The sequence below is a fragment of the Sulfitobacter sp. SH22 genome, assembly GCF_965641905.1.
Taxonomy (GTDB): Bacteria; Pseudomonadota; Alphaproteobacteria; order Rhodobacterales; family Rhodobacteraceae; genus Sulfitobacter.
On record NZ_OZ282573.1, the window covers coordinates 3,070,465 to 3,095,744 of the forward strand.

The window sequence follows — 25,280 nt, forward strand, 5'->3', positions numbered from 1 at the left end:
TGGATGTGAGCGATATGCACTCGATTTTAGACGTTCAATCAGGTGAACGGCTAAATCCACCGCGTGATATCGTGATCGGTGACCATGTGTGGCTGGCGCATGGCGTGCGGATCATGAAGGGCGCGCAGATCGGGCAGGATTGCATTGTCGGTAGCCGCGCTATGGTGTTTGGCGAAATTCCTGCGAATTCGCTTGCAGTCGGGTCGCCAGCGCGGGTGGTGCGGAGCGGCGTTACATGGGATCGCAGGCGGATACCGAAGTCAAACGGGGCCGAGATTGAGCGCGCCGTGATCTGATACCTGTTATCCATGATCCAGACCTAGATAGGCACCGACATTTCCAACAACGACGTCTTCAGCGACGATTTCAAGGCTGCACTCGATGCGATCGAATTGGGGGCACCTTGCCGGAAACCCGCAGCATTTGCGTGAAGATGCGGCCGCAATCTGGGGGGCGGTGAAGAAGTTTCTTGCAGAGTAAGAGGTAGGATATTGGGCTTTCGGGACAAACCCGTCATTCGGTTCACGACCCGCACCCAGCGCAGCTTCGCAGTTCCAGTACCCCCAACGACAGACAGGGGCGGCATGCTCCGGTTGTACCTGCTGAATTGAGCAGGTTTTTAACTGCGCCAATTCTCCACGTCACGCGCCACCTTGTCGAGAAGACATAGCAGATCAGTCTGTTCCTGCTTTGACAGGACGCCCAGCATCTTTTGTTCGGCTTGTGCGAACCGCGTCATGATCTTGTCATGCATAACGCGCCCTTCGGGCGTGATCCGCAATACCTGTCGCCGGGTGTCGTCCGTGTCGCGCGTGCGGGCCAGGTAGCCCTTCTTTTCCAGCGAGGCGACGCCGCGGCTGACTGTGTTCGACGGCTGTTCCGTCACCTCGCAAATGTCGCGGGCATGCACGTCGTCGCGAAAGCTCAGGCACATCAGCACAGTCAGTTCCGGGCGGATGATGCCAAAGTCCTTCTCCATCTGCCGCAGGATCGGTTCCCGCCAGAAGTTGGTCAGGAAGGCCAGCCGGTAGCCGATGCCAAAGGGCGTCGCGTCAAGAATGTCAATTAGCTTCATAATGCGATCATAGCCTAAAAAAAAGATTGCTCCAGATGGAAATATATTGTTCCATGTGGAACTAACTGGGAGGAGAGACACATGGGCAAGACGCTGGAGCGCCTGTCCCTGACCGCGCTTGGCGCATGCATGGTGGGCATGATGGGCGTCATCGTGGTGCAGGTGGCCTGCAGTGCGCTCGACGTGAATCCGGTGGTTGCGTTCGACCGCGCTTGGGCACTGGTGGGCACTGCGATCACGTTGAATTCGCTGCTGGATCTGCAATGGCACCTGCTGGTCATCACCGGGCTTTTGCCGGCCGGGCTGGTTTGGCTGACAGACAGTCATGTACGTGTCGATTTCCTGTACCAGACCCTTGGCTCGCGCACGCAGACGCGGATCAATCTGGCCGGAAACCTGCTTTTTGCCGCGCCCTTTCTGGCGATGGCGCTGCCCGCCGCGTGGAACTTCACCGCGCGGGCCTGGCGCGCCGACGAAGGGTCAAGCAACGGCGGACTGGCCGACCTGTGGCTGATAAAGGCGATGTTGCCGCTCGGACTGGCGCTGCTGGCGGTGGCTGTGCTGGTGGAAACCTGGCGCTTGCTGCGGGGTGTGCGCTGATGGACATGGTGCTTCCGCTTGCCATGGCCGCCCTGACGCTTGCGGGGATCATGGCCGGATACCGCGTCGGCATGGTGCTGGCGGGATCGGCCGCGCTGTTCATCCTTGTGTCTGATCTGCCCACCGCGTTTTTCAACCTGCTGGTCAGCCGGATTTACGCCAACGTCCTGTCGAACTGGCTGCTGGTGGCGATCCCGATGTTCATTTTCATGGGGCTGATCCTGGAAATGTCCGGCGCCGCGGAACGGTCTCTGCGTGCGGCGCAGCGCGCCTTGGGCGGCAGCGCCGCGGGCATGGGCATTTCGGTGCTGGTGATCGGCGTATTGCTGGCGGCTTCTTCGGGAATCGTGGGCGCTTCGGTCGTGCTGCTGGCGATGCTGGCACTGCCAAGGTTGCAGGAGGCGGGGTTCGACAAGCCCACCTCGGCGGGGCTGATCGCGGCCTCCGGCACGCTGGCGATCCTGATCCCGCCCTCGATCATGCTGATCGTGTTGGGTGACCAGTTGCAGACCCCGGTGCCTCAGATGTTCGCCGGAGCCATGGGGCCGGGGCTGCTGCTGGTGACGGTTTACGGTGCCTTCGTGATCTGGAAAGCACGCGGGCTGCCCGCCCTGCCGCGCAGCGACCGCCCCTCGCCCTTGCGCTTGCTGTTCGATCTCGGGCCGTTGCTGGCGCTGGTGATCACGGTCCTCGGCTCCATCGTCGCGGGCCTGGCCACCCCGACCGAGGCCAGTGGGTTGGGTGCCTTCGGCGCGCTGCTGATCACCGTGATCTATGGCAAGTTCAGCACCAATATGCTGATGAATGCCGCGCGCCAGACTGTCGTCACCACGGCGCTGGTGCTGTTCGTGATGATCGGGGCGACATGCTTTTCTGCGGTGTTCAAGGGCATCGGCGGCGATGACATGGTATCGGCGGCGATCACCGCCTTTGGCACCGACCCCTATACGGTTCTGGCGGTGGTCATGGTGGCCATCTTCGTTCTCGGCTTTGTGCTGGACTGGTTGGAAATCACGCTGATCCTGCTGCCGATCTTTGCCCCCGTGGTGGCGGGCCTTGATTTCGGCAACGGGCTGGCCGGGCAGGACACAAAAATCTGGTTCGGCATCCTCGTGGCAGTCAACCTGCAGACCTCGTTTCTGACCCCGCCGTTCGGCTTTTCGCTGTTCTACCTGCGCGGGGCGGCAGGAAACGCGCTGACGACCCCGCAGATCTATCGCGGCGTGCTGCCCTTCATCGGTTTGCAAGTGCTGGTGCTGGTGCTGCTGATCCTATTTCCCCGGCTGATCACCGGGTTCACATCATGACCAAAATGACCATCATGAAAGGGAGGAACCTCATGAAAAAGACAATGCTGATGGCCGCGCTGGCGGCCCTGACGGCCACCGCTGCGGTGGCGGACAAATATACATTGCAAAGCGCCTTTCCCGGCCTGCCCGTACTGGACCCGACGGCGAAACGCTTTGTCCAGAATGTAGGAACCCTGACCGGCGGCGAGGTTGCCTTCGACTACCTTCTCGCGGGGGAACTGTCGCCTCCGGGCGAGATATTCGACAACGTCAGCGCGGGTGCGATCGACGCGGGCTGGTCCTTTGCGGCCTATGCGGCGGGCAAGGAACCGGCGGCGGCGCTGTTCGGCTCGGTGCCTTTTGGCGGTGATCCGCTGTCCTATATCAGTTGGCTGAACCATGGTGGCGGGCTGGAGCTTTGGCGCGAAATTTACGCGCCCTACAACCTTGTCCCCATGGCCTGCGGGGTGATCCTGTCCGAGGCGGGCGGCTGGTACACGAGGGAAATCAACACCCCCGAGGACATCCAGGGCCTGAACATCCGCATCGGCGGCCTGGGGGGCACGATCCTGGGCAAGCTGGGTGCCAACGCCATGAGCCTGCCTGCGGGCGAAATCTCGACCTCGCTGGAAACCGGTCGGCTGGACGCGACCGAGCTCAGCTTTCCGCTGGTCGACAAGCTGATGGGCTTTGATGCCGTGGCCAAGAACTATTACTTCCCCGGCTGGCATCAGCCCGCCGGTTTCATCGAATTCTACATGAACAAGGACAAGTGGGAGGCGCTGACCGACGCGCAGCGCACCGCGATCGAAGTGTCCTGCGCCGATGCGGACCTTTACGCCATGGGCGTCGCCGCCGGTGCCCAAGGCGAGGCGCTGGAGGAGTTCCGCGCCAATGGCGTGAATGTGCAGCGGTTCCCTGACAGCGTTTTGGACGCGCTTCGCAAGGCTGCGGACGAGGTCTATGCCGAGGAATCCGCCAAGAACGCGATGTTCAAGCGGGTCATCGACAGCTACCGCGCCTATGCCGCCAGCTACAACGAGTATCAGGCCTTGTCGGACCTGAACTGACCCCAACGACCCCTGCGGCGCGCGCGTGCCGCAGGGACAGAACCGGAGGGTTTCAGTGTCCCAGACTCCACCTTATCTTTTGCGCGATTTCGGGTCTTATACCGCGGGCGGGCGTATCGCAGAGGTCACCACGGGGACGCCGCGTCAGGTGAATTTCACCCGCACCGCGTCGCTCGAGGTCGACCCGCGCGGCCATTTCGCCATCGAACACGCCTATGTGCAGTATTTCATCCCCCAAGCCCGCAATGATGCGCCGCCGGTGGTGCTGCTGCACGGCGGTGGCATGTCCGGCAGTTGCTGGGACAAGACCCCGGACGGTCGCCCCGGCTGGCTGCAGCTGTTGCTGGCGCAGGGCTACGAGGTGCATGTGGTCGACAACGCAGAACGTGGCCGCGCGGGCTTTGCCCCAGGTCATTGGCAAGGTGAGCCGTTGTTGCGCAGTATGGAGGAGGCCTGGACCCTGTTCCGCATCGGCCGGCGCGAGGGGTTCACGTCCCGCACGCCGTTTGAAGGGCAGCAATTTCCTGTGGCGCAGTTCGACAGCTTCGCCCGCTGGTTCGTGCCGCGTTGGTTGACCACCTCGGGCGTGCAGACCGATGCCCTGCTGGCTGTTCTGGACCGCACCGGCCCCGCCACCGTAATCTGCCACAGCCAAGGGGCCGAGATTGCGTTTGACGCGCATCGCCGCAACCCGTCCGGGTTTGCCGCGATCATCGCGCTCGAGCCATCGGGCTATCCCGAAGATCCTACCGAATTGCACGGCACGCCGACCCGCATCCTTGCCGGAGACTATCTGGAGGCGGATCAAGCCTGGATCGCACGCCGCGCCGCCTGGCGCGCACTGGCGTCAGGTGACAGCGTTGCGTTTATCGAGGCACCAGATATCGGCACCGGCAACAGCCACATGCTGATGTGTGACAGGAATGCGCACGAAATCCTCGACCTCGCGCTGGCCCTCTGATCTGCACGGAAAAAGGCATGACGCAGACCTTGATCGCCCCGAGCCCCTGAAGCGCAACAAGAGTGGCGCAAGCGGCCGTTGAGGATGGCGACCTTCCACCCGACAGCTTCCGATTGGCCCTATCGTGATCAACCGGGCACCCGCGGCTCCTTTGCGAAGTGGAGGGAAGACCCGCTGATGGTTGGGCCCGAATATCTCTGGCCCAGACGTTTTCACGAGCGCCTTGACACCTCACCGCGCCAAAACGGTCGGGTTATCAGGGATCGGGTTGGTAGTGACGGCTTATGGTGCGCATTGAATGCGGCGGACAAAGGCCACCCAGATATACAAGAAAGGCGGGCAACCTGCGCGCCGTTCAGCTCTTGCAGCGGCGCGGCCCGCGAGGCCGGCCATTCGCTGCAACGGCCACATCCGGCTGAGGGTGAACCTACAGTGTGCGGTCTTTCCAGCAGGATGCGACTGCTGCGTAGAACCGTGGGATAGACATATGCCCGAGACCCCAGTGGCATAGCACATTTCCCCGAACCGGCCCTTTGTCTTTCCGAACTGGCAAGGTACTACAACCTGCCCATTTCCAATGTCGGCGTCACCTCTCCTTCACCCGGCAAATTGGTGCATTAGCCGAGCAGGAAGCGCCAAGCATGGTGTCGATACGTCGGCGCATACTGCCATCGCGCATGGTCCAACAAGGTGGTGCAAATTGCGAGACGCGCTTCCCGCCCCAATGTCGCGAATGTCCGTCAATACAACCAAGCAACGGCTTGGGGCCCGCTCTCTTCTAAGGCGGACCCACCAAAATAGGCTGGCGTATTACGTTTCCCGCGAACTAACGCTGATCCATATCTAAGACACCATAATCTTGAGCGCGCGAAAACCTTTGCGCAAATTGTGAAAACTTATGGCGCGAATACACCTATTGTTGACGCGCAGGTAACGGCTTGCATCTTTCATTGATTTGAAAAGAAAAAATTCCCGAAAGTAGCGCGAAATATTTCATGGAGTTTGCGCAATAATTTTCGTATTTAGCTACGCATATTTTTGTGAAATCTGTTTCTGATAGCAATGAAACGAACCAACCCCCTTAAATCTGGGAAGTGTATAGAAGTCAAAATTGAAAGGAAAAATTCTGGAAATTTGAGCTTGAAGCGCACCTGGATGTAATCAACTTCCGCTCTCGATTCCCCCAAATGCCAGAATTGACGGCGGAACGTGACCAGCCAGCCGAACATCATTGTCGATCATGAATAACTGATCAGTTGCTTCAAACATCTCTTGGGCAGCAACACGTAGAACGACTGGCTTGCCATTTCTGCTGCCAGCAACTGAGGCAGTGATCGGATATGAAGACAAGTGCACAGGATTGCGTCTAAGTGGCCTGCGCCCGTCTTTGAACAGAAGACCAAGATTGTCCTGAGCCGTACCGTGGCAAAGCCATGTAGGGGGTTCGAGCGGCTGTAGGCCCAGGTCGGTGTCTATGGAATGGCCCTGCGCAGCTCTAATTTGCAGTGCATCCTTCAGAGATCGTGAAACGACGTTTGTCGTCAGTCTCCACGATGTTCTCCATTTGTTGCCGCGATATCGTCCGGCCCACGCGTTCGAGCAGGCGTCGCAAGTCCTCGATTAATATCCAGCCGCTTGCGTCGCGCCGATCTTTTCAGGGCCGTGCCCGAAGTACCATGCAAAGGAATTTGCAATCTCGACCCATCGCTAATCCGTTTTTAATAGGCGATATAGATCATGATGGTTTAAGTGATGCTGAAAATAAACGTTTTAGTTTTGCGTACGAAACTGTAGGCCAGTAATGATCGGCTATCTAATTAGCGCATTGAATACTGATACGAATATTCTAAAAAGGGGTCTGAGAATATGGCAAAGAACATTCTGATATTCTCGGACGGAACTGGTCAAGTTGGCGGCCTGCATCCAGATCAACGCTTGTCTAATATCTATAAAATGTATCGGGCAATGCGTCCTGGCCCCTCTTCTCCAATCCGTCCGGAGGAACAGGTCTGCTATTACGATCCGGGCCTTGGTGCAGGAGAAGTGGGTGGGCTGACGCTCAAGCGCATTCGGAACACTCTTTCCGCTGCCGTGGGCACAGGGATCGATGAGAATGTTATCGACTGCTACGAGAAGATCATTTCATATTACGAGCCTGGCGACCGAATACTTCTTTTCGGCTTTTCGAGAGGCGCATACACAGTGCGTGCAGTCACGAATGTGATGAACCTCTGTGGTGTTCCAACACAAATGCCGGACGGATCTGCCGTTCCGCTGCACGGACCGAGACTTCGCAAGATTGCAAGCGACGCGGTCAACTTCGTCTATAACCATGGCAACGGTTTCCCCAGGGGGCTCCAACCCTACTACGAGAGGCGCGAAGAACTCGGGCGGCGGTTTCGAAAAAAATACCGAAGCTTCGTGCCCGGGGCACAGGTAGATGTGCAAGGCAATGTCCAGCCGACATTCGTCGGTGTATTTGATACAGTGGCTGCTCTTGGAAGTGCTATCGTGGGCGTCATTACTGCAGTGGTTGTCGCGGTTCTTTTGACCGCGACCATTGTCATGATGATGCTGGACCTTCCTTGGTATGCTTGGATATGGTCTGCAATTCCGTTGGTCCCAGTTTCATATTGGTATGGCCGACTCCGCTGGTCCCAATGGAAATATTTCTCCCCCAATGAAAATAGGCCCCTCAGAATCTCTCGAATACGGGACTGGCCGGAAATTTGGAAATATGGTCATCGTGCCATGTGGAACCGCCAAAACTACGATAGATGGCTGGATTCCGATGTACAGTTTGCGCGCCATGCTCTGTCTATTGATGAACATCGCCGCGATTTTCCGCGTGTCAAATGGGCAATGCCGGCAGAGGAGAAGAAAACTGAGGGGCGAGATCCAGTTTGGTTGAAACAGGTTTGGTTTGCAGGTTGCCACAGCGATGTCGGAGGAAGTTATCTCGAGCCAGAATCGCGGCTGAGCGATATTGCCTTAGAATGGATGCTCGATGAGCTACGCGAGTGCGTCCCTGAGATTCAGGTGAACGCGGACATGCTCTACCTTTCTCCTGATCATAAGGGCATGCAGCACGAAGAGACCTTCATGTTCAAGATTGGCCCAGTAAAGGGCTTTGTTGCACAAATCGGGTGAAGGACGTTTTTCCCCTTCCCCCAGACGGACTTAGCTTACAGGCTCAGTGATGGGTATGCCAAGAGCGGTGTAGCGGTTGAGGACGGCGATACGGACTTGGATTTCCGCGACCTGCCTTTCGAAGTCCCTGGCCATTAGCGATTGGCCGAGTAGTTTTATACAATGCATCTTCGTTTCGACGCGGCTTCGGCGATGGTATCCACTCCAGCGTCGCCACAGAGTGCGACCCAAGTATCGCTGCGCACTGACCGCGTCATTTCGGGCAATAGCTCCGGCGCTCGTCGGTTTCCAGGGCTTGGCATTCTTGCGTGGCGGGATCACTGCATGGGCCTCTCTGGCGGCAATCGCCTCGTGGCATTTACGCGTGTCATACGCCCCATCTGCGGTGACGCTGCCGATGTCTTGATCGGGCGGGATTTGGTTCAGAAGTTCGGGCAGAATGGGAGCGTCTCCGACGTTGCTGCTGGTGACCTCAACCGTCCGAACCTCCAGTGTTTCCTCATCGATTCCAATATGAATCTTGCGCCAGATGCGTCGTTTGGAGACACCATGCTTACGGGCATTCCATTCGCCCTCTCCTTCGGCTTTGATACCGGTGCTGTCGATGAGCAGGTTCAGCGGTCCTTTGGACCCGCGATACGGCAAGCTCACGTTCAGTGTTTTCTGACGTCGACATAAGGTGCTGAAATCCGGCGCGGCCCAATCCAGCCCGACCAGTCGCAGCAGGCTCTGGACGAACCCAGTTGTCTGTCGAAGCGGCAGGCCAAACAGGACTTTCAGCGTCAAGCAGGTCTGAATGGCGGCGTCACTGAATTGTTGCTGCCGACCGCGCTTGCCGCTTGGCGGCGGCGTCCAAACCATCTCTGGATCAAACCAGATCGACAACGATCCACGTTGCTTCAAGCTGTCATTGTAGGATGACCAATTCGTGGTCTTATATTTGGTAGGGGTCCAACTGCTCATGCCTTCCAGTTATCACGCTGGATTCATACAGTGAATCCCATCCGAGGATTTGTGCAACAAAGCCCCGGAGCAAGCTACGCTTCTCCAAAGCGTGTTTTGATTCAATGTCCGCTTTCCATGATGCATCCAATCCACAGCGCCGCTGCAGCGGAGGTCAGCTTTCCGCCCCTCATTTCGAGGAATACGAGCGGTCCTAAAGACCCTGACCTTGACTAAGCCTACAGTCAAAGCACACCTTTAAGTTGTTTTATTTTTAAAGCTTCATGCAAGAGTGGAATATCGTGCAATAGTACTCGCTTGTAGTGCAGACTTATGGGGTGGATGCAGCATTATCCGCATCCCTACACCTATTTAAAAGTCGAGGTTTTCAACGTTCAGAGCGTTCTGTTGGATGAACTCTCGACGCGGTTCGACCACATCACCCATCAGTTTGGTAAACAGGTCATCCGCTTCGGCCATGTCCTCGACGCGGACCCGCAGCAAGGTGCGGGCATCCGGGTCGAGCGTTGTTTCCCACAGCTGGTCGGGGTTCATCTCTCCCAAACCTTTGTAGCGCTGCAATGACAGGCCTTTTTCACCTTCGGCAAGGATCGCATCAAGCAGATCCATCGGCCCGTAGATCATCTGCGACCGGTCTTTTCGGACCAGTTTTGCGGGCAGGTTATAGACGTCTTGCAGGTGCTGGGTAAATCCACCCGAACGCTTTGCCTCGCCGGAGCGGAGCAATCTGCCGTCGAGGGTTCTTACTTCCTCCACGCCGCGCAGGATACGGGCCAGGCGGACGCCGTGATCTTGGGTAATGCGGCCTTGCCAGCCGCGTTCCCATTCCAGCGCGATCAGGTTCAAGCGTTCAGCAACCTTGTCGGCCACACCTTGCAGGTCAGCATCGACCGCGCCGGGCACGAAAGCACCCGCAATCGCGGCTTGTTCCAGAATGTGGCGGGGATAATGCGTTGGAAATGCCTCGAGCACCCGACGCATTTGGCGGGCCAGATCGACAACGCGTGCCAGATCCTGACCTGTGATTTCCTCGCCATTGCCCTGCCGCAGCATCGCGCCGTCAATGCCTTGCTGGATCAGGTAATCCTCCATCGCGGCCTGGTCTTTCAGGTACACTTCGGACTTGCCGCGCGACACTTTGTAAAGGGGCGGTTGGGCAATATAAAGATGACCGTTTTCAATAAGTTGCGGCATCTGGCGATAGAAGAACGTCAGCAACAATGTCCGGATATGCGCCCCGTCGACGTCAGCATCGGTCATGATGACGATCTTATGATAGCGCAGCTTGGCAATGTTGAATTCGTCGCGGCCAATGCCTGTGCCCAGGGCCATAACAAGGTTGCCGATTTCCTGAGAGCCAAGCATCCGGTCAAACCGTGCACGTTCGACGTTCAGAATCTTACCCTTCAGCGGCAGAATCGCCTGGGTTTGACGGTCACGTCCGGTTTGCGCAGATCCACCAGCGGAATCACCCTCCACCAGGAACAATTCGGTCTTTGACGGGTCTTTCTCGGAGCAATCCTTGAGCTTGCCTGCCAAAAAATTCACGTCCATCGCGGTTTTACGGCGGGTCAGATCGCGGGCTTTGCGCGCAGCTTCGCGGGCATGGGCGGCCTCGATGATCTTGCTGACCACCATTTTCGCGACTTGGGGGTTCTCTTCGAACCACTCTGACAGTTTCTCGTTCACCAGACCTTCAACGGCGGGGCGAACTTCGGAGCTGACCAGCTTGTCTTTGGTTTGCGAACTGAATTTTGGATCGGGCACTTTGACAGACAAAACACATGTCAGCCCCTCGCGGGCATCATCGCCGGTAAAGGTGATTTTTTCCTTTTTGGCGATGCCCGAGGCTTGCGCGTAGTTGTTGATCGTGCGGGTCAACGCACCGCGGAAACCGGCCATATGCGTTCCGCCGTCGCGCTGCGGGATGTTGTTGGTAAAGGGCAGGACATTTTCGTGATAGCTGTCGTTCCACCACATGGCGACTTCAACGCCGATGTCGTCTTTCTCTCCGGTGATGAAGATCGGTTCCGGCATGACGGGCGACTTGGAGCGGTCGAGGTATTTAACGAACTCCTTAACACCACCTTCATAAAACAGTTCGCTGCGCAGGGGCTCGGCGGGGCGTTCGTCCGTCAGGATGATCCGCACACCCGAGTTCAGAAACGCCAGTTCGCGCAAGCGCTTTTCCAGCGTCTCAAAGCTGTATTCGAGGTTCGAGAATGTATTGGTCGAGGCCATGAAACGGACTTCGGTACCGGTGCGATCTGTCGGGCCGACAACCGACAGGTGTTCTTTGGTAAAGCCGCCTTCGAAGCGGGCAACGTGTTCCTTGCCTTCGCGCCAGATACGCAGTTCCAGCCAATCGGACAGGGCGTTCACAACCGAAACGCCAACGCCGTGCAGACCACCGGAAACCTTGTAAGAATTGCTGTCGAATTTACCGCCAGCGTGCAACTGGGTCATGATAACCTCGGCTGCGGAAACGCCTTCTTCCTGGTGAATCCCCACGGGAATGCCACGCCCGTTGTCGCTGACCGAAACGGAGCTGTCTTCGTGAATTGTCACGTTCACAGCGTCGGCGTGACCAGCCAAGGCTTCATCGATACCGTTATCAACCACCTCATAGACCATATGGTGCAGACCAGACCCATCATCAGTGTCGCCGATGTACATACCGGGACGCTTGCGTACAGCTTCTAACCCTTTGAGAACTTTGATAGAATCAGCGCCGTATTCCTCAGTGATCTGCTCTTTGTCGGACATTTTGGGAAACCTTCTTTTGTTACCCATTTTATAGGCGTTTTCGCCGCTACTGTCACGTCTTTGGCACAAGATTTTGTGTCAGAGGAAGGGGATCAACAGCCCCACCAGAATAAGCAGGCTTCCGGCCACGATATTGATCCGTTTTAGGGTCGCAGGATTGGTCATCAGGGTGCGCATCTTGCCCACAAAGGCCGCGATCACGAGGTTGCCAATCAGCGGGATGGCAACCGACACAAGGATGATTGCCACGACGTCCGGCCAAGTGACTGTGCGCAGGTCAAAGAAGCCGGGCAAGACGCCCATATAGAACAGAACCGCCTTTGGATTTCCCAAGATCGCCAGCAATCCGGCTGCAAACCCTGACCATGCGCCGGGTTTGGTCAGGCGGCTGTCGCGGTCAATCTTGTCACCCGCATGCCGAATCAGCAACGCGCCCATGACCAGAAACACCCCGCAGGCGATCCATCGCATGCCCAGCATGAAAACGTCAAAAACAGACAAGATCCAGCTGATGCCCAGCACGGCAACCAATGGCCAGACCATGTCGCCGACGGAAACACCCAAGGCAAGCGGCCAGGCGGATTTGAACCCGCCGGACAAGGCGCGGGCCATGATGGCAAGCCAGACCGGGCCGGGCGTCAGGAAAAGGATGACCAAGGCCCCGCAATACAGCAGCAGGTCAGGCAAAGCGATTGTCATGGCAGCATCCTTACTTCCGAAACGCCGTCTGTCTCAGTGACCTCGAGGGTTTGAGCCCGCGCGTTGAGGGTGTCAAATAATTCTGCCCCCGTTCCGGTCATCCACGCCTGTGCGCCAAGGGCCGTGATTTCATCATAAAGCGCGGCACGCCGGCTTGCATCCAGATGGGCGGCGACTTCATCCAGCAAAAGCAAAGGCGGTGCCCCGAAATCAGCGGCCAATGCCCGGGCATTGGCAAGGATCAGCGACACAAGCAGCGCCTTTTGCTCGCCTGTGGAGCAGTCCCGTGCGGCCACATCTTTGGCAGCATAGACCGCTTCGAGATCGGCGCGGTGCGGGCCGATCAATGTCCGCCCTGCCGCCAGATCGCGCATCCGGTTGTCGGCAAGTGCTGCGCGTAAATCCTGCGCAGATGCGGGCATGTCGCACACAAGCTTTAGGGTGGCTGTCGGAAATGCTGTCTCGGCCTGATCCTGTGCTTCGGTAATGGCCTCAAGTGCTGCCAGCCGGTTGGCGTGGATGGCGGCCCCGGCTTCGGCCAGTTGCTGTTCTAGGGCAATGTACCAAGACGGCTCGCGGACCATGTCCTTGAGCAAGCGATTGCGTTCGCGCATCGCTTTTTCATAGGCGAGGGACTGTTCCGCGTGATCGGGCAGAAAGCTGAGCGTCATCCGGTCAAGGAAACGTCGGCGGCCATCGGCTCCTTCGATCCACAAACGGTCCATTGACGGAATGAGCCAGAGCACGCGCGCGATACGCCCAAGCCCGGTCTGAGGGGTCGCCTTGCCGTCGATGCGGACTTGCCGTGCGGCACCGTTTTCGGACCAGGTTTCGATTTCGTGCACCTGACCGAGCGAATGCACGATTGCGGTCAGCTTCCAGCCAAGCGCCTCGGGCCGGCGCGTCATGTCCATGGCGCTGGCACGACGCAGGCCACGGCCGGGCGAAAGGAGCGAGACAGCCTCGAGGATGTTGGTTTTCCCCGCACCATTGGGGCCGTGTATCGCAACGGAGCGCGCATCAGTTTCGATCACAGCCCGCTTGTGTGACCTGAAATGCGACAGCGTCAGATTAGAGATAAAAAGCTGTGTCATCGTTCAGCGCCGTTTTCTTTCAAAGAAAACGGGCCGGAATTTTTGAAAAATTCCGGCGCGTTACACACGCATTGGCATTACGACATAGACGGCAGACATGTCATTGCCTTCCCGCATCAATGTCGGATCACCGGATGAGTTGAACAGGAACACAGCGTTTTCGCGGTCTACCTGGCTTGCGATCTCAAGCAGGTATTTTGCGTTAAAACCGATTTCCAGACGTTCATCCGCATAGGCCACAACCAGTTCTTCCTCGGCTGCACCGCTGTCGGGCGCATTCACGGAAAGAATCAAGCGGTCTTCGTCCAGTTGCAGTTTAACGGCACGGGACCGTTCAGAGCTGACGGTCGCCACACGGTCAACGGCGCGAGCAAAATCGCTGGCGTCGACTTCCATTCTGCGGGTGTTTCCTTGGGGAATCACGCGGGTGTAATCTGGGAAGGTGCCGTCGATTACTTTCGAGGTCAGGGTAATATCGGGTGTTGCAAACCGGATCTTGGTTTCGGAGACCGACACGGCGATCTCCATCTCGTCATCATCCAGCAGCTTGCGCAATTCGCCAACGGTCTTGCGCGGCACAATCACGCCTGGCATGTCAGCCGCACCATCGGGCATCGGTGCATCAATGCGGGCCAGGCGGTGGCCATCGGTGGCAACACAGCGCAAAACCTTGCTGCCGTCGCTTTCCGAAATATGCATGTAAACACCGTTCAGATAGTACCGTGTTTCTTCGGTCGAGATCGCGAATTTCGACTTATCGAACAGGCGGCGCAGCACGGGTGCGGGGGCCTTGAAGTTCGATTGATATTCAGACGTCGCCATGACGGGGAAATCTTCGCGCGGCAATGTCGCCAGCGAGAAGTTGGAGCGGCCCGCTTCGACTGTCAGTCGGCCAGCGGCGCTGTCGGATGTCAGCGTAATCAGCGCGCCATCGGGCAGTTTGCGAACGATTTCGTGCAATGTTGTGGCGGAAACGGTGGTAGCACCTGCGCGCTCTACCTGAGCGGGGGCCTTGTCCACGACTTCGATGTCCAGATCGGTGGCGCGGAACGAGGCATCGCTGCCTTCCGCTTCGATCAGCACGTTGGCAAGGATCGGAATGGTATTCCGGCGCTCGACGACTGATTGAGCCTGTGACACTGCTTTAAGCAGAGCGGCGCGTTCGATGCTGAATTTCATATCCATCTCCATTCCGGCAGTCCGGGAGGGCAAACTACCCGATACCGGTGTATTCACAAGAGTTTTATTGACTTTTCAGCGCGAAACGAAGGCCCGTCAAGGCCTTCGCACCTGTTCTGTCATAGATATGGGTATTATGCTTCCAACGCGCGGCGCAGCAATTCCAGATCTTCGGCAATCTGGCCATCACTTTGCTTGAGCTCTTCGATGCGTTTCACGCCGTGCATGACGGTTGTGTGATCACGTCCGCCAAAACGGCGACCGATTTCAGGCAGGGAACGGCTGGTCAGTTTTTTGGACAGATACATCGCCACCTGACGGGGGCGCGCATAGCTGCGCAGGCGCTTTGGGCCAACCATGTCACTGAGACGGATGTTATAATGTTCGGATACCTTGCGCTGGATCTCTTCGATGCTGATCTTGCGCTCCGAGGCACGCAGGACATCGGCCAGACAATCCTGGGTCAGGTCCATGTTGATTTCACGACCCACAAGCGACGCAAATGCGAACAGACGGGTCAACGCCCCTTCTAGTACGCGCACGTTTGTCGTGATCCGGTGCGCCAGAAATTCGAGAACGCCAGCTTCGACTTCCAGACCCGGATAGTTTTTCTGCTGGGTTTCAACCTTGCTTTGCAGGATGCCCAAACGCAATTCATAGTCGGTCGGGTGCAGGTCAACGACCAAACCACATTGCAGGCGTGATTTCACGCGGTCCTCGAGATCCTTGATCTCGCCGGGGGCGCGGTCGGCGGAAATGATGATCTGTTTGTTTTGATCGACCAGCGCGTTGAAGGTGTGAAAGAACTCTTCCTGAGTGCTGTCCTTGCCCGCAATGAACTGGACATCATCAACCATCAGCACATCAACAGACCGGAAGATTTCCTTGAAATCCATCATTTTGCGGTCCCGCAGGGCCTGAACGAAACGGTACATGAACTGTTCTGCCGACAGATACAGCACGTTCAGCTCTGGCTTGCGGATGTGCAGCTCTTGGGCGATCGCGTGCATCAGGTGGGTTTTACCAAGGCCAACGCCACCATACAGGAACAACGGGTTGAATGTGACGGGGCCACCTTCGGCCACACGGCGGGCAGCGGCATGGGCCAATTCGTTCGGCTTACCGACCACGAAATTGTCAAAGCTGAAACGCGCATCCAAAGGGGCAGTGTTCAACGGATTGCTGTTAGCAGCTTGAACGGGTGCAGGTCTGGCAGGGATTTTGGCGGCTTCGAGTGCTGCGGGCCTTTCAGCGCCGCCAACGGTGAATTTCAGGCGCGTGATTCCATCATTCTCGTTCTGCATCTCGTGCAAGATCAGATCAGCAAAATTCTGGCTGACGTAATTGCCGAAGAAATTCGTCGGAACGAACAGCGTGCTGACGCCGTCTTCGGTGGCCCCCAGCGAAAGCGGGTCGATCCATGTGGTAAAGTTATTCTGCCCGACCGTTTTCAATAAACGGTTTCTGATATTTGCCCACTGCGCCTGCATCATTTAACCAACTGTCCCCATCGTCTGCTTCAACCCGTTTCGGTTGAATACAAATGTTACTCTTGTCAGAAGGCATAAGACCATTGTTCCGGTCCCATCAGAAAACCGGTCAAACGTCCCTCGGACATATTTTATAAGGTTCATTCCGACATGGATGCTTGAGGCAGAATAAGCCTAGCATTGCTGTCGAACGCACCGTTCGAAGTATCAAAGACAGGGCAAATGTGCCGTTAGCTACATCTGCAGAATGATTGGAAACCCCTAGCAAGGTGTCCAAAATATCCCCGTCTGGATCAGAGCATTCTAGCAAATGCAAAGGTCCGTTCGGGCCCATCCCCCCAAGCGAAGTGAATCGCGCTCAACACTTCTAGCAATGTAAAAGGCGCCGTTTCAACACATCTTCAAACTTGACTCAGGGATTGGTGGAAAAGAATCTAATCTCGTAAAAAGTGTTTCCCGGAAAATAAAAAAGGCACCGCCAAGCGATGCCTTATTCTTTCAACAGCTTAGGTGAAACGTTCCCGATTCAGCCCAGTGCTTTTACGCGCGATGCAAGGCGCGACATCTTCCGGGAAGCGGTGTTTTTATGGAACACACCTTTTGTAACGCCACGCATCAGTTCTGGCTGTGCAGCGCGAAGCGCCGCAACCGAAGCTTCCTTGTCGCCAGATTCGATGGCTTCTTCAACTTTGCGCAGGAACGTGCGGATGCGCGAACGACGTGCTTTGTTGATCTGGAAACGTGCTTCGTTTTGACGGGCGCGTTTTTTTGCCTGTGGTGTATTTGCCATGAGGATCATCCTTCATCTTGGGTCTGTTCAAATTGCGAATACGCGACACAAACCCAAAGACCGGAGCCAATATCCGATAAGGTGATTCTAGCCTGAGCGGGCTGCACGCGCATGTATTGGGGTTGCCTATAGTCCAACCCGATGCGCTTTGCAAACCCGCAAAGGCGTTTTTACTTGTCGCGGAACTGTGCTTCGCGTTTTTCGAGGAAAGCAGACATGCCTTCCTTCTGATCTTCGGTCGCAAACAGCGAATGGAAGACGCGGCGTTCAAACAACAGACCTTCGCGAAGCGGTACTTCAAAGGCGCGGTTCACCGCTTCTTTGACAACCATCGTGGTGATCATGGATTTCTCGGCGATCTTGCCAGCGGCGGCCAGGGCTTCTTCCATCAGCTTTTTGACGGGCACAACGCGCGATACCAGACCTGCGCGCTCTGCTTCGGCGGCGTCCATGAAACGGCCGGTCAGGTTCATATCCATCGCTTTGGATTTACCAATCGCACGGGTCAGACGCTGGGTGCCGCCGATACCGGCAACAACGCCCAGGTTAATCTCGGGCTGGCCGAATTTCGCGGTTTCGGAACAGATGATAAAGTCACACATCATCGCCAATTCGCAGCCACCGCCAAGCGCATAGCCCGACACTGCGGCGATAATCGGTTTGCGAACACGCATGATCTGGTCTGTTTCCGGGGTGAAAAGATCGCCCGCGAACACATCAACAAAGCTTTTGTCGCGCATCATGGCAATATCGGCGCCTGCTGCGAACGCTTTTTCAGATCCTGTGATGACGATACAGCGGACTTTTTCATTGTCCTGCGCTGCTTTCATCGCATCGGCGAGCTCTTTCATCAGCTCGTCATTCAGGGCATTCAATGCATCCGGTCGGTTCAACGTAACCAGTGCTACGTGATTATCTACATCGACCGTGATTGTTTCATACGCCATCAAGAATGCTCTCGCTTGTTACACTTTGAAACATGTGAATATCACGGGCGCGTGGCGTTTCAAGTTATCTTTGGCATTGCGCACAGTAGAACGATGATCTTCCCGACTGAACGTTTCGACCGATATCTTCGCTGCATCCTTCTGTGCGGCAAGGTTCCCCCTCGCGGCCATAGACGTCAAAGCTGTGCTGGAAATAACCCAATTCGCCATCCGCTTGTTTGAAGTCGCGCAAGGTTGATCCGCCTGCGGTGATTGCCTCGTCCAACACTTGCCGGATGATCGGCACCAGCCCTGCGACTCGCGCCGCCGAAATGCGCCCGGCCTTGCGTGCGGGATGAATGCGCGCCCGGTAAAGCGTTTCACATACATAGATATTTCCAAGGCCCGCCACGATGCGTTGATCCAAAAGCGCGGATTTGATCGGCATGTTGCGCCCCTTTAGGGCCGCCACCAGATGCGCCTCGTGAAAATCATTGCCCAAGGGTTCTGGCCCGATCGAGGACAGCAATTTATGGACGCCTGCGGTTTGCGTATTCAGCAGGTCCATCGCGCCAAAACGGCGCGGATCGTTAAAGGTGACCCGCGCCCCGTTCGCCATGTGGAACACCACATGATCGTGCTTTTCAGGTGACGGATGGTCATGCACGAATTGCCCCAACGGATCACCCGAAATCAGCATCCGCCCCGACATGCCCAGATGAATCAGCAATGATTCCCCCGATGACAGATCAGCCAGAATGTATTTCGACCGCCTGCGCAGCCGTTCCACCTTTTGACCTGTCAGCCGTGCAGCCATGTCTGGTGGAAAGGGCCAGCGCAGATCGGGCCGGTTCACATCGGCGCGCGCAATGACCTGTCCCTCCATCACGGGGGATAGGCCGCGGCGCACTGTTTCGACTTCTGGCAGTTCAGGCATGTTGTTTCCCCTGTGACAAAAGGGGCGCATTGTACCCGCCCCCCTACGCCCTATAACAAAGGTGCAGATCAAAGGACCACAAGACCCCATGACAAACGATAGCGACAAAACCACCCACTTCGGATTTGAAACCGTGGCCGAAGGCGACAAAGCCGGGCGCGTGCAGGGTGTCTTTAACTCTGTCGCCAGTAAATACGACATCATGAACGATGTCATGAGCGTCGGCATCCACCGCATCTGGAAAGAAGCGATGATGGATTGGCTGGCCCCGCGCGCTGGTCAAAAGCTGCTGGATGTGGCCGGCGGCACCGGTGATGTGTCGTTCAAGTTTCTTGAACGCGCCGGATCGGGCCATGCCACAGTGCTGGATCTGACCGAACCCATGCTGGTCGAGGGGCGCAAACGTGCCGAAGCGGCGGCGATGGTCGACAGCCTTGATTGGGTCGTGGGCGACGCAATGGCGCTGCCGTTCGAGGATAACACATTCGACGTCTACACAATCAGCTTTGGCATCCGCAACGTCACCCGCCCCCAAGAGGCCCTGAACGAAGCCTACCGTGTGCTGCGCCCCGGTGGCCGTCTGATGGTGCTGGAATTCAGCCAGCTGCCGAACCCGATGATGCAAAAAGCCTATGATCTCTACAGCTTCAACGTGATTCCCCGGATGGGAAAACTGATCGCGAACGACCGTGACAGCTATCAGTACCTTGTTGAATCTATTCGAAATTTCCCCGATCAGGAAACGTTCCTTGGCATGGTCAAGGCCGCCGGTTTCGAGCAGGCTAAATACCGCAACCTGACGATGGGCGTCGCGGCACTTCATTCAGGCTGGAAAATCTAAAATGCGCGGACCACATAATATCTGGCGGCTTGTCCGCACCGGTGCCACTCTTGAACGTACAGGTGCCATGAATGTCGTGCTGGATGCATTCGACGCGACCCCGGCGCTGCGCTTCGTGGCCAAGGCGCTTGGTAAACCGTTCAAATTTCTGGGCTATGCGGGTGATCCGTCAATGCCGCCCGCGACCCGCGCATTAACCGCCCTTGGCCCGGCCTACATCAAATTCGGTCAGGTTCTGTCGACCCGCCCCGATGTGGTGGGCGATGAACTGGCCGTTCAATTGCGCGTGCTCCAAGACAAACTGCCACCATTTTCAATCGAGCAGGCCAAAGCCGAAGTCGAAAAAGAACTCGGCCTGCCGGTCGATGCGATCTTTTCCACTTTCAGCGAACCCGTGGCTGCGGCCTCGATCGCGCAGGTACACCGTGCCACCATCGCCGAAACCGGCGAAGATGTGGCCGTCAAGGTCCTGCGCCCCGGCATCGAGAAAGCATTCCGCAAGGATGTCGACGCCTTCTATCTTGCCGCGCGCATGGTTGAACTGTTTTCCCCCGGGTCACGTCGCCTGCGCCCGACCGAGGTGATTGAGCATTTCGATGGCGTCGTGCGCGGAGAACTGGACCTGCGGCTTGAATCCTCTGCCGCGTCCGAGTTTGCCGCCAACACCAAGAATGACGAAGGCTTCCAACTGCCCGCGATCAAATGGGAATTTTCTGCGCGCCGTGTGATGACCCTGGAATGGGCTGACGGTGTACCGATGGGCGACAACGCTGCGATTGATGGCGCAGGTCACGACCGCGTCGCCATCGGGGACCGTGTGTTGCAACTGTTCCTGAACCACGCGCTGCGCGACGGTTATTTCCATGCGGATATGCATCAGGGCAACCTCAAGGTAGCACCGAACGGCAACATTATCGCCTATGACTTCGGCATCATGGGCCACATCGACGAATACACCCGCCGCGTCTACGCGGAAATCCTGTTCGGGTTCATCCGCAAAGACTACAAACGCGTGGCCGAGGTGCATTTCGAAGCAGGCTATGTGCCAGCCGACAAAGATGTCGATGAATTTGCCCGTGCCCTGCGCGCTGTCGGAGAGCCGATCTTCGGCATGGATGCCACACGTATCTCAATGGCCCGACTGCTCACCTATCTGTTCGAGGTAACAGAACGCTTCGGCATGGAAACCCGCACCGAACTGATCTTGCTACAACGTACAATGGTGGTGGTCGAAGGCGTGGCGCGCTCTCTCAACCCGCATATCAACATCTGGCAAGTCTCGAGCCCGATTGTGACCGATTATATTTCCAAATCCATCGGTCCCAAAGCCGTCGTGCGCGACCTTACCAATACCGCCCGCGTTCTGGCCCGTTTCGGCCCGCGCTTGCCCGCCTTGGTCGAAGCAGCGCTTATCCGGCAACAACAAGAAGCCGAACCGCCGCGAAAAGGCTTCAAACGCTGGATCGCCCTTGCCGCACTTCTGGGCGCTCTCGGCGCGATGGCTCTTGCGGCCTTTGCCGACCGGTTCTCTTAACCGGCTTCTCTGGCTCGGAAATATCCTGCGGGGGTCCGGGGGTGCAAAACCCCCGGCGCTTTGCAAAAAACACAGCCATTGACAGGGGGGATGCCCGACGTGCAGTTATCCACTATGACGGATAACCCTGACGCTATTCTTACCCAATTGCCCTCGCGCCTCAAATCGGCCCGTACTGCACAAGGCCTCAGCCTTGATGCCGTGGCCAAGCTTTCGGGCGTGTCCCGGTCGATGGTCAGCCAGATTGAGCGTGGCGAAAGCAGCCCGACAATCGCAACATTGTGGAACCTGACACGGGCCTTGCAGGTCGATTTTGCGGGACTTCTGGACAGCACTCAAACTCCGGCCCAGATCGAAATCTTGCGCGCCGCCGAAGTGCCCACGATCCATAATCTGGGAACGGGATGCCACATCCGCATCCTTTCTCCGCCCGAAGAGGCCGGTAAGCACGAAGTTTACGAACTTTTGATCGATGCGGGCGGGAAACTGGACAGCCAGCCCCATACCCGCGGTGCCCGCGAACATCTGACAGTTATCCAGGGCACAGCAGGCCTGCAAAGCGGCGACGCCGAAAGCACGATCAACACTGGCGACACGGCGCGGTATCCTGCCGACGTTCCCCATGCGATTACGGCAATAGGCGGGGCCGTTCGGGCATTTCTGGTCGTTCAGAATGCTTGATTCCAAAATACAGGAATAAATCCGTCATATAGGATTTCCCCTGTTCCGGAAAATAATCCGCTATGATAGAAGTTCTGAAAAGGAGCTTCATCATGACCCAGACTTATCTCGACCACGTCACAGCCACACTTGCGCAAATCGAGGCGGAAGGCATGATGAAGCGCGAGCGCATGATCACCTCGCCCCAGTCGGGCATTATTGATGTCGCCGGGCGGCATGTCATCAACCTTTGTGCCAATAATTACCTAGGGTTGGCCGATCACCCCGACCTGATCAAAGCAGCCCAGGATGCCATGGGCCCCCGAGGGTTCGGCATGGCGTCGGTCCGGTTCATCTGTGGCACCCAGGATATCCACCGCGAACTTGAACAGAAGCTGGCCAAGTTTCTGGGCAAGGATGATTCGATCCTGTTCGCGGCGTGTTTCGATGCCAATGGCGGCTTGTTCGAACCGCTTTTCGGGCCCGAAGACGCAATCGTCTCGGATAGTTTGAACCACGCGTCGATCATTGACGGCATCCGCCTGTGCAAGGCCAAGCGCTATCGCTATGCCAATTCCGACATGAACGACCTTGAGGGACAGCTAAAGCTTGCCCGTGAAGAAGGGGCGCGGTTCATCATGATTGCGACGGATGGCGTGTTCAGCATGGACGGCTATCTGGCTAATCTGCCGGACATTACCCGCCTCGCAGAAAAATACGAAGCCCTCGTTATGGTCGACGACTGCCATTCCACCGGCTTTATGGGGCTGAAAGGGGCAGGGACGCCGGCACATTTCGGTGTGGATGTGGATATTCTGACGGGGACGCTGGGCAAGGCGCTTGGCGGTGCGATCGGTGGCTATATCGCGGGGCCGCAGCCTGTGATTGATCTGCTGCGCCAGCGCGCGCGCCCCTATCTGTTTTCGAACTCCCTGCCGCCGTCTATCGTGATGGCAGGTATCAAGGCGCTTGAGCTGGTCGAGAAGGGCGATGATCTGCGCGCGAGATTGTTTGAGAACGCTGCCTATTGGCGCAAGGGGTTGACCGATCTGGGCTTTGATCTGTTGCCTGGTGAACATCCCATCATCCCGGTGATGTTGGGCGAGGCCCAATTGGCGCAGGATATGGCGACCAAACTGTTCGAGGAAGGCGTCTATGTCAGCGGGTTCTTCTTTCCGGTTGTCCCGCGGGGTCAGGCGCGGATCAGAACGCAGATGAACGCTGCGTTGACGAAGGATGAACTGGACCGCGCGCTTGTCGCCTTCGAGGTCGCGGGCAAGGCCTGCGGGGTTTTGTCATGAGCAACCAGATGAAAGCGCTGTGTAAATCGGAGCCGCGCGAAGGTTTGTGGATGACCCGCGCACCGGTTCCCGAAATCGGGCCGGATGATGTGCTGATCAAGGTCAACAAGACCGGTATTTGTGGCACCGACATTCACATTTGGAACTGGGATGAATGGGCGCAGAAAACCGTGCCTGTGCCGTTGATCACAGGCCATGAATTCGCCGGAGAGATTGTGGAGTTGGGGCGCAATGTCACTGATCTGACCATTGGGCAAAGATGTTCCGGCGAGGGGCATTTGATTGGCAAGACATCCCGCCAGTCACGGTCGGGGAAGTTTCATCTTGATCCGGCAACGCGGGGCATTGGCGTGAACGAACAGGGTGCCTTTGCGCAATACCTGCGTCTGCCCGCGTTCAATGTGGTGCCGCTGCCGGACGAGATTTCCGATGACATCGGGGCGATCCTTGATCCGCTTGGCAATGCTGTTCACACAGCGCTTAGTTTTGATCTGGTGGGCGAGGACGTGTTGATTACCGGTGCAGGGCCGATCGGTATCATGGCCGCAGCGGTCGCGCGGCATGTCGGTGCGCGCCATGTTGCGATCACGGATGTTAATCCTGCGCGTCTGGAACTGGCAGCGCAGGTTGCGGATGTGACGCCAGTCAACGTCGCCAAAGAAGATCTGAATGATGTGATCGCAAAGCTGAAGATGAAGCAGGGCTTTGACGTCGGCATGGAAATGTCAGGCAACCAGATGGCGCTGGACCAAATGGTCGAAGCGATGACCATGGGGGGCCGCATTGCCATGCTGGGGATTCCCCCCGGCAAGTCGCCGGTGGATTGGAGCCGGATCGTGTTCAAGGCGATCACCATTAAAGGCGTCTATGGCCGCGAGATTTTCGAGACATGGTACAAGATGATTGCCATGCTCGAAAACGGGTTGGATGTTTCCAAGATCATCACCCACCGCTTTGGTGCGGATGAGTTCGAGGCCGGGTTTGCAGCGATGAAATCGGGCTTGTCCGGCAAGGTGGTTCTGGACTGGACCGGGGTTTAGGGGGCCAGCCCCCGTCCCGGCGATGCCGCGACTCCCCCGGGATTAAGTCCATTTGGAATTAGCTTGCGGGGCGGAGCGGCACCCTGCCTTTTTCGGATATCACATGGACGTCCTGACCTTCGAAAACTGCCGCTTGGAGCGGCTTGAAATAGCCCGCGCCAGCGTCAAGGTTGATGCGGTATCCGTGGTGTTCGGGATAGTCGACGGCGGTATGCCCGTGCACGACGGGGCGGCCGAAATCGTGATATTCGGTCAGCCAGTCGCCGCGGATCCAGATCAGATCGTCTTCGACTTGATCCTGGATCGGAATGCCGTAGCGCAGGCCTGCGTGGGCGAAAATCAGGTGATCGGTGATGTGAATATTCGGCAGGTTATCCAGAAAATCGCGGTGTGATTGCGGCACCGCCTGTAGCGCTGCTTGATGGATTGGGTCGACGGGCGCGTAATCTTCGCCGACAACGCCATATGAAATCAGGGTTTTATCCCCGCCCAAGCGTGGGTTCATCCAGAACAGATCTGCGCGGGTGGCTGGATCGAAGACGGTTTGGTCGTCCAGAAAACGGGTGAAATACCGGTCATGATTGCCGCGGATGGCGGTCCAGTTACGGCCTTGGGTGATCCCTGTCATCAGCAGATCAACGACGCCTTTGCTGTCGGGGCCGCGATCGACGTAATCCCCCAGAAACACGATTTCGGCGTCTTTGCCACCGTCTGCTTCGATCAACTCCAGCACGCGGTGCAGGTCGTCGAGTTGGCCGTGAATATCACCGACGGCATAGATGGGCGTGGACATGAACATATTTCCTTGTTGCTTGGTCTTATGATGCCTGATCTGCGGGAAAAGGGGAAGCCGGGCTGGCGTTGGTGCTGTCTGATTTGACGGCTGCGGTTTGGAGGCTGTCGGGCCGAACGAAA

At 57.1% G+C, this 25,280-nt stretch carries 23 protein-coding genes and 1 pseudogene; 12 read left to right on the plus strand and 12 right to left on the minus strand.

What is annotated here, in order from left to right; translation table 11 throughout:
• Window positions 1-14 precede the first annotated feature (14 nt).
• Window positions 15-296, plus strand: coding sequence for an acyltransferase (locus ACSQ13_RS17045; protein ID WP_295511921.1), 282 nt, complete (start codon window positions 15-17; stop codon window positions 294-296).
• 323 nt (window positions 297-619) lie between these two features.
• On the opposite strand, the gene ACSQ13_RS17050 is transcribed toward ACSQ13_RS17045, so the two are convergent.
• Entirely contained in the window at window positions 620-1,075 is a 456-nt protein-coding gene (locus ACSQ13_RS17050) for a MarR family winged helix-turn-helix transcriptional regulator (RefSeq protein WP_176250240.1), read from the minus strand.
• Between the two features lie 81 nt (window positions 1,076-1,156).
• Here ACSQ13_RS17050 and ACSQ13_RS17055 point away from each other — a divergent pair, with 81 nt between their 5' ends.
• From ACSQ13_RS17055 to ACSQ13_RS17075, 5 genes and pseudogenes are all read left to right on the plus strand, one after another.
• Window positions 1,157-1,675: a TRAP transporter small permease subunit gene (locus ACSQ13_RS17055; RefSeq protein ID WP_295511925.1), complete on the plus strand. Its 519-nt coding sequence runs from the start codon at window positions 1,157-1,159 to the stop codon at window positions 1,673-1,675.
• Complete coding sequence (locus ACSQ13_RS17060) at window positions 1,675-2,982, plus strand: TRAP transporter large permease (RefSeq protein WP_295511927.1); 1,308 nt, start codon at window positions 1,675-1,677, stop codon at window positions 2,980-2,982. Before ACSQ13_RS17055 ends, ACSQ13_RS17060 begins: the two co-directional genes overlap by 1 nt.
• A gap of 32 nt (window positions 2,983-3,014) precedes the next feature.
• Window positions 3,015-4,034: a TRAP transporter substrate-binding protein gene (locus tag ACSQ13_RS17065; RefSeq protein ID WP_255200185.1), complete on the plus strand. Its 1,020-nt coding sequence runs from the start codon at window positions 3,015-3,017 to the stop codon at window positions 4,032-4,034.
• 55 nt (window positions 4,035-4,089) lie between these two features.
• On the plus strand, window positions 4,090-4,995 hold the full coding sequence (locus ACSQ13_RS17070) for an alpha/beta fold hydrolase (RefSeq protein ID WP_295511929.1): 906 nt from the start codon (window positions 4,090-4,092) through the stop codon (window positions 4,993-4,995).
• A 135-nt stretch (window positions 4,996-5,130) separates the two neighbouring features.
• Window positions 5,131-5,360 (plus strand): annotated as a pseudogene (locus ACSQ13_RS17075) (integrase); the annotation flags it as partial.
• A gap of 796 nt (window positions 5,361-6,156) precedes the next feature.
• On the opposite strand, the gene ACSQ13_RS17080 reads toward ACSQ13_RS17075, so the two are convergent.
• Window positions 6,157-6,540 (minus strand): RNA 2'-phosphotransferase, encoded by a 384-nt coding sequence (locus ACSQ13_RS17080; RefSeq protein ID WP_176251362.1) that lies wholly within the window; start codon window positions 6,538-6,540, stop codon window positions 6,157-6,159.
• A 321-nt stretch (window positions 6,541-6,861) separates the two neighbouring features.
• Between ACSQ13_RS17080 and ACSQ13_RS17085 the strand changes: the two genes are divergently transcribed.
• A complete protein-coding gene (locus ACSQ13_RS17085) occupies window positions 6,862-8,145 on the plus strand; it encodes a T6SS phospholipase effector Tle1-like catalytic domain-containing protein (RefSeq protein ID WP_295511930.1) in 1,284 nt (427 codons plus the stop codon).
• Window positions 8,146-8,175: 30 nt separating this feature from the next.
• Here the strand turns inward: ACSQ13_RS17085 and ACSQ13_RS17090 are convergent, their stop codons facing one another.
• The 9 genes from ACSQ13_RS17090 to mutM all read right to left on the minus strand — a co-directional run bounded on the left by ACSQ13_RS17090 (window position 8,176) and on the right by mutM (window position 18,989).
• A complete protein-coding gene (locus tag ACSQ13_RS17090) occupies window positions 8,176-9,108 on the minus strand; it encodes an IS5 family transposase (RefSeq protein WP_435988115.1) in 933 nt (310 codons plus the stop codon).
• A gap of 351 nt (window positions 9,109-9,459) precedes the next feature.
• On the minus strand, window positions 9,460-11,874 hold the full coding sequence (gene gyrB, locus ACSQ13_RS17095; RefSeq protein WP_176248801.1) for a DNA topoisomerase (ATP-hydrolyzing) subunit B: 2,415 nt from the start codon (window positions 11,872-11,874) through the stop codon (window positions 9,460-9,462).
• A 78-nt stretch (window positions 11,875-11,952) separates the two neighbouring features.
• Window positions 11,953-12,573, minus strand: a complete 621-nt coding sequence (locus tag ACSQ13_RS17100) for a LysE family translocator (protein ID WP_295513161.1) — start codon at window positions 12,571-12,573, stop codon at window positions 11,953-11,955.
• The gene (gene recF / locus ACSQ13_RS17105; RefSeq protein WP_295513159.1) at window positions 12,570-13,667 is read right to left on the minus strand and encodes a DNA replication/repair protein RecF; all 1,098 of its coding nucleotides are present in this window, start codon (window positions 13,665-13,667) and stop codon (window positions 12,570-12,572) included. The genes ACSQ13_RS17100 and recF overlap by 4 nt, the downstream gene beginning before the upstream one ends.
• Window positions 13,668-13,727: 60 nt before the next feature.
• Window positions 13,728-14,846: a DNA polymerase III subunit beta gene (gene dnaN, locus ACSQ13_RS17110; RefSeq protein ID WP_176248804.1), complete on the minus strand. Its 1,119-nt coding sequence runs from the start codon at window positions 14,844-14,846 to the stop codon at window positions 13,728-13,730.
• A gap of 134 nt (window positions 14,847-14,980) precedes the next feature.
• The gene (gene dnaA, locus ACSQ13_RS17115; RefSeq protein ID WP_295513158.1) at window positions 14,981-16,339 is read right to left on the minus strand and encodes a chromosomal replication initiator protein DnaA; all 1,359 of its coding nucleotides are present in this window, start codon (window positions 16,337-16,339) and stop codon (window positions 14,981-14,983) included.
• Window positions 16,340-16,862: 523 nt separating this feature from the next.
• Window positions 16,863-17,126, minus strand: coding sequence for a 30S ribosomal protein S20 (gene rpsT / locus ACSQ13_RS17120; protein WP_093916616.1), 264 nt, complete (start codon window positions 17,124-17,126; stop codon window positions 16,863-16,865).
• A 170-nt stretch (window positions 17,127-17,296) separates the two neighbouring features.
• Window positions 17,297-18,073, minus strand: coding sequence for an enoyl-CoA hydratase (locus ACSQ13_RS17125; RefSeq protein ID WP_176248806.1), 777 nt, complete (start codon window positions 18,071-18,073; stop codon window positions 17,297-17,299).
• Window positions 18,074-18,137: 64 nt separating this feature from the next.
• Entirely contained in the window at window positions 18,138-18,989 is an 852-nt protein-coding gene (gene mutM / locus ACSQ13_RS17130; RefSeq protein ID WP_295513157.1) for a bifunctional DNA-formamidopyrimidine glycosylase/DNA-(apurinic or apyrimidinic site) lyase, read from the minus strand.
• An 88-nt stretch (window positions 18,990-19,077) separates the two neighbouring features.
• Between mutM and ubiE the strand changes: the two genes are divergently transcribed.
• From ubiE to tdh, 5 genes are all read left to right on the plus strand, one after another.
• Window positions 19,078-19,830, plus strand: a complete 753-nt coding sequence (gene ubiE / locus ACSQ13_RS17135) for a bifunctional demethylmenaquinone methyltransferase/2-methoxy-6-polyprenyl-1,4-benzoquinol methylase UbiE (RefSeq protein ID WP_176248808.1) — start codon at window positions 19,078-19,080, stop codon at window positions 19,828-19,830.
• A gap of 1 nt (window position 19,831) precedes the next feature.
• Window positions 19,832-21,364, plus strand: a complete 1,533-nt coding sequence (gene ubiB, locus ACSQ13_RS17140; protein WP_295513156.1) for a 2-polyprenylphenol 6-hydroxylase — start codon at window positions 19,832-19,834, stop codon at window positions 21,362-21,364.
• A 114-nt stretch (window positions 21,365-21,478) separates the two neighbouring features.
• Complete coding sequence (locus tag ACSQ13_RS17145; RefSeq protein ID WP_176249052.1) at window positions 21,479-22,045, plus strand: helix-turn-helix domain-containing protein; 567 nt, start codon at window positions 21,479-21,481, stop codon at window positions 22,043-22,045.
• A gap of 92 nt (window positions 22,046-22,137) precedes the next feature.
• Complete coding sequence (locus ACSQ13_RS17150; RefSeq protein WP_295513154.1) at window positions 22,138-23,325, plus strand: glycine C-acetyltransferase; 1,188 nt, start codon at window positions 22,138-22,140, stop codon at window positions 23,323-23,325.
• Window positions 23,322-24,365 (plus strand): L-threonine 3-dehydrogenase, encoded by a 1,044-nt coding sequence (gene tdh, locus ACSQ13_RS17155; protein WP_176248811.1) that lies wholly within the window; start codon window positions 23,322-23,324, stop codon window positions 24,363-24,365. The genes ACSQ13_RS17150 and tdh overlap by 4 nt, the downstream gene beginning before the upstream one ends.
• A gap of 58 nt (window positions 24,366-24,423) precedes the next feature.
• On the opposite strand, the gene ACSQ13_RS17160 is transcribed toward tdh, so the two are convergent.
• Window positions 24,424-25,158, minus strand: a complete 735-nt coding sequence (locus ACSQ13_RS17160; protein WP_295513152.1) for a metallophosphoesterase family protein — start codon at window positions 25,156-25,158, stop codon at window positions 24,424-24,426.
• Between the last annotated feature and the right edge of the window lie 122 nt (window positions 25,159-25,280).